Origin of the sequence: Chryseobacterium carnipullorum (assembly GCF_900142785.1) — a bacterium.
Taxonomy (GTDB): Bacteria; Bacteroidota; Bacteroidia; order Flavobacteriales; family Weeksellaceae; genus Chryseobacterium; species Chryseobacterium carnipullorum.
In genome coordinates, this window is record NZ_FRCD01000026.1 from 1 (window position 1) to 12390 (window position 12390).

The window sequence follows — 12390 nt, forward strand, 5'->3', positions numbered from 1 at the left end:
GTCGTGAAATTTCAGACGCTTTATTATTTGGTGATTAGAATTCTCATTAGATAATGTTACAAAACGACCTTCTAAATGATTTACATAATTCGGATTATATTAAATTCGGATTTACTCTGTCAATTTTAATGAATCAGAACGAAAACAAATGTCACCTTCAGAGTAGCACTTTTTCTCATTTCGGTATTTATTTGTCGGTTTTTTTAACACTTTAAATTTTTAAAAATAAAGATTAAAATTACCATCTTACTTATCTACACTTTTAAAATTTTATTATCAAAGGAAAGTTTAATTGAATTTTTAATTTCGAACGGGCTAAAAATAATAGGCTACGCCCAATCTGTAAACATTTCTTTTGGCATCATAATACGTTAGAATGAGATCATCATACTGTTTAGTAAAGCCTTTAGAAACGGTACCCTCAATAATAAAATGATTTGATATTTTGTAATCTATCCCTAAATCACCACTTATTCCTACTCTTCTCTTAAAATCATATGGCTGACTTATTTCATCGTCTGGAATATAGTTTAATTTTGGACCTGCCAGCAAAGAGAACTTTTTATAAAAATTGTATTTATAATAAAGAGGTAACTCTAAAAAAGTGACTCTATCAGTGTACGAAACCAGAAAACTGGTTTGAATGTATGTTTTTTTTGAAATTTGTTTTTCTAAAGCTATCCCTCCAAATAATTCCCCTCCGTTACTTAGATATCCCGAACGTTCTCCTATTTCATCGATGGCATTTACATTAGAATAGTTCCATCCAGCCTTAATACCAAATTTCAAAGGATAATTTTGAGAATAGCACAGGAAGGATGCAAAGAAGAAGCAAGCACTAAGAAGTAATTTATCGATGCTTTGATATTGCATAAAATATTTCATTTTGATAATAAAAGTTTTCAAAGCTGAAATTTCTAAATACTAATTAAAAAATCAATTATTTAGAAAACATCAGCTTGATTACCTTGTTTTTAATTTTTAAAAGTCATATCCAATTTTAAAACTTAAATCAAATACTGCTTCGGTTACATTGTTATTAGTTGTAAATGCTGTACCAATACCTAATCCTGCTCTAAACTCATAATTAAAGTTATTGGCAAAATTTCTTCTGAATCCATATGTTGGAATCACATTGACTTGGTTTGAAAGACTCACATTGTTAGCATTGGAGATCACAAACCAATCCGGTATGTAACGGATCTGTAATCCGACATAATTAGCAGAATTATTTTTCGTATTTCTTCCATTTTCAGCACGCTTTGAAATATTGTAATAGTATTTTGGCTGTAAAGTAAATGAAGGATAGAATGCAAAGCCCGTTTTTCCATAAAGATCTCCGCCCCAAATCGCAGGAAACAAACTAGCCTCCAGCCGCAAAGTTGTTCTGTTGGCAATCTTTGTCTCATTATAAAAATCTAAACCGAAAAGCCCTATTTGAGCACCGGTAATATTTTTTTCAACATTATTATCTTGTGCCATTCCATAAATAGACAGTAATGCGAATGATATCAAGTAAAGTTGTTTTTTCATAGGTATTATTTTATTTCAGTTTTCAGATTGTATTTTTTCCAACAATAGATCGTAAAGATTCCATTTTCGTAGGATCAAGGCAACAAAACTAAGAAAATAAATCATCAAAAATTTAAATACCTTTATGCTTACTTGCTGAATGTTTGATGAATTTTGTAGATTCAGAATATTGGAAAGTATAAAAAACGATATATTAGCTCAGAAATAGCATAAACTTATAATATGGTTTCACGAAGAATAGAAAAAATTTTATTAGGTGCGTTTACAATGACGGTAATTATATTTCTAATGGAAATTAACTTCTATGATGATACTAACTACACGACAAGTAAATTAAACGAAATATTGTTCTGGTCATTTATAAGAGGTCTAGTAATCTCTGGAAGTGTTAATATAGCAAACCATTATTTTTCAAAATTAAAAGATAAATAATACTGCATTTGCAATCTCAAAAAACGATAAAATATGATGGATTTTAGTTAACTAAATGTTTTTCAAAAACATAAAAATATCAATTAGTTGTTCCAATCTTATTATATTGCTGAATGTTTGGGGTATTATGTAAATTAAGGATATTAAAAATTCCTACAAAGCATTTTTGAAAAAAATATAAAATATTTATACCATTAATGAAATATAAAAATATAAGAGAAGAAGAATTAAAAAATAAAGTTGGAATTGAGTGGTTTAAAAATTTTGACACGACTGAAATAATCGGCAATATAGATTTTTCAGTTTTTCCTTTACAAAATAGTTTATTTGGAAGAACACCTTTACTTTGGGCAGAAGCAAAAACTGGAGACTATGAAGTTACTACAACGAGAAAACAATAATTGGAGGAATCGAAATTTTTAATAGTTAGCAAAATGAAGACTGGCGTTAATCTGCAGAACCAGGAACCGAAACCAAGAAGTTAGCAAAATTTTAAAACTGCAGATCCTTCCGGAGTAATTAATGTTAGCATAATTATTACTTTGGACTTTTTAATACAGTTATTATAGAAATTTTCGGTAATTGCATTCAATAGATTTTTACTACCGAACTTGACAATTTACATTATTTCAAATTTAATTATCGCTAATAATAATTGCTGAATGTATGGTGTGTTTATAACTATAAAGAAATTATATAATTAAAATATATTAGTTATATAATCTATATAATCAAAAAAAACAATATTTTAAAATAAAGATAATGCTTTACACCGTACCAACAAAAAGAGGATTAGGAATAGAGATTTGGGGAACCGATGATGATCTGACATATTTATATAATACAATTGACAAATTTTGGAATAATGAAGATTTTTCCACACAAAAGGGGTATGAAAATAGAGCTAACGTAATAAGTAGTTTTGCACATGAAATTAGAAAAGCTAGTTATGGAAGTAGGCTAAAAAGAAATAGTAGCCATTACACACCTGCAGAAATTCCATATCGAGGATTTCAGATCTCTTGGCCACATATTCTTTTTTGTATGTCTTGTTTAAATTATAATCGATTTTGGGTTGAAACAACTAAATATGATGTATCAATATTTCTTCAACTTGAATATTGGATTGAAAAATCAATGTATGACTATGATAGCTTAGGGGCAAAAAAATTAAGTATCTTTCTTAATGGTGGAATACATAGAAACAATGAATATATATATCAATATTTGAGAAATAATGCTTTCCTTCAAAATATGGTTAATAGAAAACTATTCGTGTTCAGAGAAGGAAGTAATGCAAAAATGGTCTTGCTGCCGAAATAATTAATATCTTTATAATGCTAAATCACAACTATGTTAGACTATCAATTATTGGAAATGTATAGATGCTATTTGCCTTACAATGTCAAAACAGACAAAGGTATACTTTGGGCATTGACAACTGATGGAACAGGAATAATTAAAGCAGAGAGTGGTGAAAAAGTAGAGTATAAATTACTAGATATAAAGCTCCATTTAAATCCAATTGAACGTCTAATTGAAGAAGTGGACGAACCCTATATCTTCAAAACAATTCCACTAATTGAATTAGCCGTAAAATGTGAAGGTAATGTAATTTGGGAGCCTAAAATGAAGGGTTTTTATTCTGAATCAGGCAATTTTATATGCGGTATTAAATATAGGAATGCCGAAGATCAATACAAGGTACTAACATTTTCAGCTGATCAAGGCTTTGCTCTTCAATCAACTGAAAAAGAAGACATTATTGAAAACCGTAAAACACTAATGGTTAGCAATATAGAAAGTGTGTATGAAGAACTTTATAATTTACACATGAATATCTTCGATCACAAAAAAATGGTAAATCCGCTTACTAAAAGCAAATATATAATAAAAGAAAACGTACATACAGAAGAGAGGGAAAAAAGCGTTGGAATTGATTTATAGATATATACCTTTATTATTAAAGAAAGGAGTTAAAATTTAACTCCTTTTTCTCTTAACTCATATATTTCTCTATGTAAAACGTTTTTTGATAAATTTTCATGATGTGTGAGATTGTATATGTATTCTAGACACTCATAAATTTCATCATCAGCTTCTGCAGCTAAAAAAACAAACAGCTCACTTCTATTTTCGTTCTCGAAATACTCTTCGTCAAAAGTCATGGGGTGTTCAGCTTCGATTTCCCATTTTGTTCGAAAATATCCGTCAAATTCAATTTTCTTTTCAACGGCGAAATATTGAATCAATCCAATGCCGTTTTCATATAAATCTAAAAGATCATCAGGATCTTCTGCATTAATATGCAATATTTGTAAAGTATCTTCTTTGGTCATATTAAAAAAGTGTTTGTGGTGTTTTCTCCGGTTCTAAATTTATAAAATCTAAATTTGGAGAGTAGTTAGGAAATTGAAAATCCTCAATTGGTTTTTGGTCAAGAAATTCTTTTCCCATTTTTTCATCAAGGGTAATGATCATTCTATCATGGATGGGAGCCTGAACTTCGTTTGGTTCTGTAGTTAAAAGCCCAAAACCAATATTATCATCTGACCAAAAATCATAAAATGCGGCAATGTAAAATTGTGTTCGTTCTTTCCAAAACATTTCGTGCTTCTGCGAACCTGCTTTATTTGTTGGTAAGATCACTTTTTTACCTTCATAATACGATTTTGCAGGAATTAAACATCTATTTTTTTGAATTTTTTTATAATCTCGATATGTTTTTTCAGAAGTTAAATTTAAGCCAGATGTAGGATATTTTTTTATTTCTTTAATACCCCAATATGTAGGCATTAATATAATTCCATTACGATTTACTATTGCCGGAATTTTTGGTTCCGACTGTTTTTCAAAAGCATTGATTTGTCCTATTCTGAAATTGGTAGTATCAACTTCTTCCGCATTAAAATCTTTTATGGCTTTTTTAAGATCTACACCTTTGGAATTGAAATTATAGCACATTTTTTTAGTATTGGTTCGATAATAATGTGCAAAAATTGTGCTTACTTATATCCGTAAACAAATCGCTCAAAAAATAATTTATTACAATAAATTTCATAATCTTTGTATTTAGATAAAATATACAAAAAAATGAATAAAGATAAACAAAAATCTTTTCAAGAATTAAATGAATTTGTGACATTAAATGAATTAACAAATGATAGCTCAGTTATTCATTTTCATGCTTTTGTAAGTATAAATACTGCTACATCAGAAATTTTTAAACAAAAAATGACAGTAAGAGTTAATAAGAATGTATCTCCTAGAATCGCTGTACTTGAACTTCATGATCACAAGTTAGATCCGTATCAATACCCTGAACAATTCTATCCAGACTACCCAGTATTTACTCATGTAGATAAATTGTATTTAAAAATTGAAGACACTCACAATAGTAACCCAGCAATAGGAAAATATACTGTCAAAATTTTTCCTTTGGAGAAAGTTTAATAATTTAAAATAAAAATTAATTAGCGTTTACTTTTATTAGTTGATTAATATCTGTTGAATGTCTCGGTGAAAGGTTCTTTTGATTCATTTTCCAAGTTTTTTGCACATCCATAGAACCTAATTTGATTTTATCACCTCCCAATCTTCTATTCATTCGGTCAATTACCGTCATAATAGGTTTGTGCTTTTCATGAAAATCTTCATCGAAAAAACTCGTCATTCTTTCAGTATCCGGTACAAATTCCGTTAACATCACCCCTGCTTTTTTGTATTGAAAGTATGGTAGATATATTTTCTCTAAGCCTTTTAAAGCTATTCCTGACAATTCAATTGCCGAACTTGATGGATTTGGAAGTGCTAAGGTGATAGAGTTGCTATACTGCTTTAAATCGGTCTTAAAGCGATCCGTTGTTATAAATACTGTAATGTAATTACAACATGAATTTTGTTTGCGAAGTTTCTCCGAGCATTTAAAAGCGAATGTAGATATTCTTTCTTTTAAAGTCTCCAAATTATCTGTTCTCTTGTCAAAAGTTCGGCTTGTGCCAATACCTTTTTTTGCTTTATGTTCGGAAAGTCCGTATTGTGGTATTCCCCGCAATTCTTTATGCATTCTCAATCCATAAATGCCCATTTCCTTTTGTACATAAGCTTCAGGTAATTGTGTAAAATCCCAAGCTTTTTTTACTCCAATTCGAGAAAATCTTTCCGCATATCTTCTGCCAATGCCCCAAACATCTTCTAATGGAAGCCATTTTAAAGCCTTTTCAATCTTACTTTGAGAATCAATAACATAAGTATGTCCTAATTCGTCTGAATGTTTTTTTACTATTTTATTAGCAACTTTAGCCAACGTTTTAGTTGGTGCAAGACCAATACTGCAAGGTATATCTAAGCCGTTAAAAACAGTATTTCTAAGGTCATTACAATGGTCTTTTAAATTTAAGTATTCGTAGCCGTGAAAATCAAGAAAAGATTCATCAACAGAATATATTTCAATATCTCTACAATATCTACGGCTTATATTTACAATTCTGTTGGATATGTCACCGTAAAGCACAAAGTTTGCTGAAAACACAGCTACATTATGTTTTTTGATAATATCTTCTATCTGAAATGCAGGTGCGCCCATTTTAATGCCCAACGCTTTTGCTTCTGGACTTCTGGCAATCGCACAGCCATCATTATTGGAAAGTACAATAACAGGTTTGTCCCGAAGATCGGGACGAAAAATTCGTTCGCAACTTGCGTAAAAATTGTTTCCGTCAATTAATCCAAACATTTTATAAGCGATGTAAGTTCCACGTAGCTTTACCCCAATATGTAAAATCTGAATCTGAAGAAATATATAAATCCGAATAATCAGGATTTTCAGATTTTAGGGTGATACTTTCAAGATTGGATGAATTTTGTATGAAACTTGGTCTGTATTTTTTTACAAAAAATTCTCCATCTAAGAAAACAATTATTACATCATTTTCTTTTGGTAACATTCCTTTTTGAATTATTAAAATATCTCCATCAAATACACCAATTCCGTTTAAAGAATCACCTGTTACAAAAGCAAAAAAAACGGTTTCTTTATCTTTTATAAGAAGTTTTAAAAGGTCGATTGTATCTTCTGGAAAATCAAGTGCAGGGCTTTCAAAACTACCGTAACCACCTGCTTTTACTTTAGCTGGCAGAACAGGAATAATGAAAGTTTCATCTTCTGTAAATTTTAATAGTTGAATTGGACTTTTCACATTACAAAATTAGATAGATTTTTATTAGATAATTTATGATTTGTTGTTAAAATTTCATACGCCAAATCAAAATGCCCACTACGACAGAACTTGTCGCATTTTATTTATTTTTATAGAATAATGTTTAATTGAGATTTAATCACACAAAATAATTTTTAAGTTTTTCTAAAAAAAATTTTGTACTTTTGTATGACAAAATAAGAAACCCAGCAATTTGGTAATCACTGAGTTTCATTTTGAACTTTAAATATTGATTTGTATTTATACAATCATTAAACATCATTAAAGTGCGTTCCGTACACGATGTTTGCCAAAAGTGGAACTTTTGATTTATTTCATTTGATTCTACATTTTAAAAGTTTAAAAACTACCTTGGGAATTGGCGTTTCAGATGGTAGTTTTTTTTTATTCCTATAACCGGCGCTCCGGATATCTATTTTTAATCTTCTGTTTCTACACTAAATTCGAAAAGCTTACTTTTAAGAGTACTTTTAAACTTTTTTTTCTTTAGTGAAAGCAAGCAGATTGCGACGATACATATAAATAAAAGTACCGCTACAATCCAAATTGTTATCATTTCCATTTGGTAATCACTGATTTTTTTAACCCTTAATTGAGTATATATACTGCGACGTACAGCATCATTAAAGTGCGTTCCCTGCACGATGCTTTTGAATACAAAAAGTGGAACCTACGATTTATTTCATATGTTTTCTACATTTTAAAAGTTTGACTGTCTTGGAAAATTGGCGTTTCAGATGACAGTATTTATAAATACAAAGATACTAAAAATTCTCTCTGGCTGTTTTAGGCTGACTTTTCAGACTACAAAGATACGAAGCGTTTTTTCGGATTACAAAAAGGTAAAATTTTTTCAACGGTTGGTATCATAACCTAAAGGGTTGTTTCATCTTTCTGTTATTATACCCCGACCAACCTCAAAAAGTATCAACTGTATAATAATATATATAAAATACCCGTAGTGCATTATCATACTAATGCAGTTTTAATGATATTCATTTTTCTATTGAAAACAAAAACATTTACAAACTGGATGAATGTTAATGCTGCTATTTTGCTTAAAATCCTTGTTTTAAAGCCATTCAACGACTTTGCATAGTTGTTCCTGATTTTAAATTGATCACAAAGTTGAGAAAACAAAGTCTCAATCCTCTTTCTCGATTTTCTGAAAATATATTTTTGTTTTATGTAATTTCTTTGATTGATTCTCATTGGTGTATCCAGTTTTATATTTGCATAAGTAAACAAGTCAGTTTGTACTTGAGCAGACAAATAACCTCGATCTCCGATCAATGTACAGTTATTCATTTGATGTTTTATATCTTGTAAAAAATGAATGTCGTGAATGCTTGCTGTAGAAATATCAAAACTTTGAAAAACCCCTGAAATAGAACAGATTGCATGAAGTCACTTCTTTCAATCATTCCATTTAATTTTGAATTTGATAGATATCTAAATAGCTGATATTCTGAGTCTATCGATAAATATTCCGCAGAAATATTAAGAGCAATAATCTGTAAATCAGATAGTTTTGGCTCTATTGGTTTGAAATAAAAGTTCTCATCTGGGATTAATTTCTTTAATTCATTTAAAATAAAATTGTAAATTGCATCTAGGTTATTCATAATGTATTTGATTGGTAGTCAATACAATATACGAATTTTTCGTATTATGAATAGCCTTTTTTATAATGCACTACGGGTATAAAATATTTGATAATACAAAATTATTACTATTAGTTGAAATTTGCAAAAGGGTTGATGCTCAGATTAAGAATCTCTGAAAAGCCTTTCAATTAGAAGGATTGGAGAGAAAGGTAAAATTATTTTTAATCAAAATTTTCTATAAAAACAACCTATTTACGGCTTACCGTATTTCAATTTTAGTGATCTGTAGTAATTTTATTAAATGGATATTAGAAAGAAAATTATTACGTTGCTGAAAGAAGGATATACTCAAAAAGAGATTTCCGATATTTTTAAAGAACAAGAAATCAAACCTAATAGTTTAAGTATTATTGAGAAGTATTTGAAAGAAATTAGAGAAATTTATAAGGCTAAAACGATGTTTCATTTGGCATTTATTCTGATTGATGAAGAATATTTTTTTGAAGAAGAAGAAAAATTTGAAGATCATATTTAATTCAGAGATTTACTTTTTTATTTTGGCGTTACCATAAAGGTCGGGCTTTCGTTAGTCAATCTTTTTTAAATTATTTCTTTGGACTTTTTTAATTTATATATTTTTAAAAAAGGATTTCCAACAGACCACTCAATCCCTAACGCAGACCGGATTACCGGTTTCAATCCGTGAGAACATTTCCCTTTCCTGATCATTCCCATTGCCCAGGGAAAACTTCCCCCGGTTCCAATCGGACAAAACCCAAAAACCACCCCTGCCCTACCCTTCCTGTTTTTAAGTTTTGATTTTTTTTATGTGATGGAAGTCATAATTAAAAAGCAAAATGCAGGTATTTTGGCATTCATTCCCGTTGATAAAGAACTTGGCAGACCCTTAAATTCGCTTCTCTGAGTTACTGAAGGACATACGATTTTCTTAGTGCAAATTTGAAAAATTCTATTGAGAAAAATTCTTTGCTAATCGCTTTTTTGGGAATCCGTTTTCTGCGAAAACAAACCCACCACAAAAAAGCGACCCCGACACCCAGCGGTAGAACCACCCCATTTTTATCACTATAATTTTTCATCGTCAATTGGCACAGAAAAGCGAATCCTCAGTAACGAAGCAAATTTAACGATCAGCGTTCTTTGACATCAACGGAAACAAACACCAAAACACAGCATTTATTATGCTTTTTAATAACAACTACCATCTTCGAGAGAAGCAGATTTTCCTCGAAAACAAAGCAAATTTTTATTAATTAAATTAGTTATTTAACCATTATATTTAAAATAATCATTATGAAAACAACAGCAACAAAAAACAGAAAATATACAGCATCTAACGAGACTAAACAAGATAAATTCATTATCAAAATTTTAGAAAACATAGATAAGGTTAGCGCAAAAGACTGGGAGAAATACACAAGCTTAGAAGCGGCTTACCCGTCTAATCTTTTCACAGGAAAACACTATAAAGGATTTAACATTTTAGCATTGTTTTTTGACACAATGGCAAACGGATTCAGTACCGCCAAATATGCAACTTTTAACAGTATAGCCAAAGCAGGAGGAAAATTAAAAAAAGGGGCTAAAGGATGCATAATTGAATTTTTCAGCTTTATTTATAAGGATAAAGAGACTAAAAAAACATACACAATTGAACAGGTTATGAATATGACACCTGAACAAAGTAAGCGGATTGAAAAGCTACCATGTATTAAAAATTACGTGGTTTTTAATTCCGAATTTATCGAGAATATCCAAGAACTTAATCTAAATATTGATATTGACGAACTGCCACAGGAAAAAGATATTCAAGAAATAGAAAACTGCGAAAATTTTGTTTCTAAAATCATTGTTAACGGGAATTTAGATTTAAAATTCAGCAAATCCGCTGTTGCTTTTTATTCGCCTTCTAAAGATTTTGTTTCGATGCCTGAAAGACAATATTTTGTTTCTACCTCAAAATACTATTCTGTATTGTTTCATGAAATTATTCATTGGACAGGTCACACAGATAGACTTAACAGAGATTTGAAAGGAAGTCAAGACCAAGAAAGCTACTCTTTTGAGGAATTAATCGCCGAAATGGGTGCAATGCTCAATTGCTTACAATTTGGAATTTTAGAAGAGTTTATAAACTCAGTTCGTTACTTAAAAAGTTGGAGCGACCGTAATAGTCAGGATAGAGAAATAGCAATTAGAAAAGCGTTTTCAGATTCTAAAAAAGCAAAAAAATTCTTAGAAAACCTTTAAAATTTTTAATATGAAATACACAGTAAAACCACACAAAGACAAAATTAGTTCCGCTTACGGAGCTTTAATAATAATCGCTGTGATCTTAGTAGGATTATTCGTTGATAGTATAAATTTTTAATTAGTTATATAACTAAAATAACTTTAATAATTAAATATTCAAAATCATGGCAAATTTATTCTATTGCGTATTAGACGGACATTTAACCGCAGATGCTACATTTAAAAAATTAGGAGAAGATAAAGGAGTTGTAAATTTTACAATCGCTCATAACTTCCCAACTGCAAAGAAAGATGAAAATCAAAAAACGATCTATGAGCCTCAATTTTATAGTTGTGTAAAGTGGGTTAATTCGGGAGAAGTTCCGGAGGGGTTAATGACAAATTTAAAAAAGGGTTCAAAGACAACTTTAGAAATTCAAAAAATTGAAATTACTACGGTTGAAAATGCAGATAAAAAATACACAAATATAAATTTTATAGTCAGCAACATTGTTTAATCAAAAGCCCCAAAAAGGGGCTTTATTTCATTTTCTAAATCTTTTAATATCAATCATTATGAAAAAGTATATTTTAATTTTAATAGGAATAATTGTAACGACAATTTTACTAACTGCAGAATTTTATATTGGTTATGAAATGGGCTATCAAAAGCATAAAGATGAAGCTAATGACAGAGCAAGGGAAATGATCAGGAATGACGAAATTCCTAATTATTATATTGTTGTTGGAACATTAGATTTTATAATCGATAACAAATCCGGAGAACTTCAAGATAAGGTTATTTCAAAATAATAATAATGCCCCTTCGGGGGCTTTATTCGGATTGCCTTCGGCAGAGTTAAAATTTAACCGAAAATTTCGGTACAATCGGTTTGCATTCTGTCATGATTTTTTTTCCAAAAATTCCGCCAGATTGCAGATTTTTTTTTGCAGTTCCTTGCAATTTTCCGTGAGAAAATTTCCCTTTCCCGATAAGTTCCATCGCCCAGGGAAAACTTCCCCCGGTTCCAATCGGACAAAACCCAAAACCACCCCTGCTCTACCCTTCCTGTTTTTAAGTTTTGATTTTTTTATGTGATGGAAGTCGTAATTAAAAAGCAAAATGCAAGTATTTTGGCATTCATTCCCGTTGATAAAGAACATGGCAGAACATTAAATTCTCTTCTCTGAGTTACTGAAGGACATACGATTTTCTTAGTGCAAATTTGAAAAATTCTATTGAGAAAAATTCTTTGCTAATCGCTTTTTTGGGAATCCGTTTTCTGCGAAAACAAACCCACCACAAAAAAGCGATCCCGACACCTAGCGGTAGAACCGCCCCATTT

Annotated in this window: 14 protein-coding genes and 1 pseudogene; 8 read left to right on the forward strand and 7 right to left on the reverse strand. The window is 30.2% G+C overall.

Annotated elements, in window-relative coordinates; all coding sequences use genetic code 11:
* Positions 1-315: 315 nt before the first annotated feature.
* Positions 316-906, reverse strand: coding sequence for a porin family protein (locus BUC06_RS21595; protein WP_123962804.1), 591 nt, complete (start codon positions 904-906; stop codon positions 316-318).
* A gap of 75 nt (positions 907-981) precedes the next feature.
* Positions 982-1533, reverse strand: coding sequence for a hypothetical protein (locus BUC06_RS21600; protein WP_034751588.1), 552 nt, complete (start codon positions 1531-1533; stop codon positions 982-984).
* A 629-nt stretch (positions 1534-2162) separates the two neighbouring features.
* Here BUC06_RS21600 and BUC06_RS21605 point away from each other — a divergent pair.
* From BUC06_RS21605 to BUC06_RS21615, 3 genes are all read left to right on the forward strand, one after another.
* Positions 2163-2366: a hypothetical protein gene (locus BUC06_RS21605; protein WP_228423867.1), complete on the forward strand. Its 204-nt coding sequence runs from the start codon at positions 2163-2165 to the stop codon at positions 2364-2366.
* 361 nt (positions 2367-2727) lie between these two features.
* Positions 2728-3288, forward strand: a complete 561-nt coding sequence (locus BUC06_RS21610; RefSeq protein WP_073336435.1) for a DUF6904 family protein — start codon at positions 2728-2730, stop codon at positions 3286-3288.
* 30 nt (positions 3289-3318) lie between these two features.
* Entirely contained in the window at positions 3319-3912 is a 594-nt protein-coding gene (locus BUC06_RS21615; RefSeq protein WP_073336437.1) for a hypothetical protein, read from the forward strand.
* A gap of 29 nt (positions 3913-3941) precedes the next feature.
* On the opposite strand, the gene BUC06_RS21620 is transcribed toward BUC06_RS21615, so the two are convergent.
* A complete protein-coding gene (locus tag BUC06_RS21620; RefSeq protein WP_073336439.1) occupies positions 3942-4304 on the reverse strand; it encodes a hypothetical protein in 363 nt (120 codons plus the stop codon).
* Position 4305: 1 nt separating this feature from the next.
* Positions 4306-4929: an SOS response-associated peptidase family protein gene (locus tag BUC06_RS21625; RefSeq protein ID WP_073336441.1), complete on the reverse strand. Its 624-nt coding sequence runs from the start codon at positions 4927-4929 to the stop codon at positions 4306-4308.
* A gap of 129 nt (positions 4930-5058) precedes the next feature.
* Here BUC06_RS21625 and BUC06_RS21630 point away from each other — a divergent pair, with 129 nt between their 5' ends.
* The gene (locus tag BUC06_RS21630) at positions 5059-5418 is read left to right on the forward strand and encodes a hypothetical protein (RefSeq protein WP_073336443.1); all 360 of its coding nucleotides are present in this window, start codon (positions 5059-5061) and stop codon (positions 5416-5418) included.
* A gap of 16 nt (positions 5419-5434) precedes the next feature.
* Here BUC06_RS21630 and BUC06_RS21635 read toward each other — a convergent pair whose 3' ends face one another.
* From BUC06_RS21635 to BUC06_RS21650, 3 genes and pseudogenes are all read right to left on the reverse strand, one after another.
* On the reverse strand, positions 5435-6700 hold the full coding sequence (locus BUC06_RS21635; RefSeq protein WP_073336445.1) for a Y-family DNA polymerase: 1266 nt from the start codon (positions 6698-6700) through the stop codon (positions 5435-5437).
* A 1-nt stretch (position 6701) separates the two neighbouring features.
* On the reverse strand, positions 6702-7163 hold the full coding sequence (locus tag BUC06_RS21640) for a LexA family protein (RefSeq protein WP_073336447.1): 462 nt from the start codon (positions 7161-7163) through the stop codon (positions 6702-6704).
* Between the two features lie 990 nt (positions 7164-8153).
* A pseudogene (locus tag BUC06_RS21650) lies at positions 8154-8809 on the reverse strand (IS982 family transposase).
* 283 nt (positions 8810-9092) lie between these two features.
* On the opposite strand from BUC06_RS21650, the gene BUC06_RS21655 reads away from it, so the two are divergent.
* From BUC06_RS21655 to BUC06_RS21670, 4 genes are all read left to right on the forward strand, one after another.
* On the forward strand, positions 9093-9326 hold the full coding sequence (locus BUC06_RS21655; protein ID WP_073336451.1) for a hypothetical protein: 234 nt from the start codon (positions 9093-9095) through the stop codon (positions 9324-9326).
* A 779-nt stretch (positions 9327-10105) separates the two neighbouring features.
* A complete protein-coding gene (locus BUC06_RS21660) occupies positions 10106-11062 on the forward strand; it encodes a zincin-like metallopeptidase domain-containing protein (RefSeq protein WP_073336453.1) in 957 nt (318 codons plus the stop codon).
* Between the two features lie 167 nt (positions 11063-11229).
* Positions 11230-11562 (forward strand): single-stranded DNA-binding protein, encoded by a 333-nt coding sequence (locus BUC06_RS21665; RefSeq protein ID WP_073336455.1) that lies wholly within the window; start codon positions 11230-11232, stop codon positions 11560-11562.
* Positions 11563-11620: 58 nt separating this feature from the next.
* Positions 11621-11857, forward strand: coding sequence for a hypothetical protein (locus tag BUC06_RS21670; RefSeq protein WP_139263419.1), 237 nt, complete (start codon positions 11621-11623; stop codon positions 11855-11857).
* The last annotated feature ends 533 nt before the right edge of the window (positions 11858-12390 follow it).

Coding starts and splice junctions, on each gene's coding strand:
- BUC06_RS21600 (WP_034751588.1), bottom strand. CDS start 1,533: ATGAAAAAACAACTTTACTTGATATCATTCGCATTACTGTCTATTTAT.
- BUC06_RS21605 (WP_228423867.1), top strand. CDS start 2,163: ATGAAATATAAAAATATAAGAGAAGAAGAATTAAAAAATAAAGTTGGA.
- BUC06_RS21610 (WP_073336435.1), top strand. CDS start 2,728: ATGCTTTACACCGTACCAACAAAAAGAGGATTAGGAATAGAGATTTGG.
- BUC06_RS21615 (WP_073336437.1), top strand. CDS start 3,319: ATGTTAGACTATCAATTATTGGAAATGTATAGATGCTATTTGCCTTAC.
- BUC06_RS21620 (WP_073336439.1), bottom strand. CDS start 4,304: ATGACCAAAGAAGATACTTTACAAATATTGCATATTAATGCAGAAGAT.
- BUC06_RS21625 (WP_073336441.1), bottom strand. CDS start 4,929: ATGTGCTATAATTTCAATTCCAAAGGTGTAGATCTTAAAAAAGCCATA.
- BUC06_RS21630 (WP_073336443.1), top strand. CDS start 5,059: ATGAATAAAGATAAACAAAAATCTTTTCAAGAATTAAATGAATTTGTG.
- BUC06_RS21635 (WP_073336445.1), bottom strand. CDS start 6,700: ATGTTTGGATTAATTGACGGAAACAATTTTTACGCAAGTTGCGAACGA.
- BUC06_RS21655 (WP_073336451.1), top strand. CDS start 9,093: ATGGATATTAGAAAGAAAATTATTACGTTGCTGAAAGAAGGATATACT.
- BUC06_RS21660 (WP_073336453.1), top strand. CDS start 10,106: ATGAAAACAACAGCAACAAAAAACAGAAAATATACAGCATCTAACGAG.
- BUC06_RS21665 (WP_073336455.1), top strand. CDS start 11,230: ATGGCAAATTTATTCTATTGCGTATTAGACGGACATTTAACCGCAGAT.
- BUC06_RS21670 (WP_139263419.1), top strand. CDS start 11,621: ATGAAAAAGTATATTTTAATTTTAATAGGAATAATTGTAACGACAATT.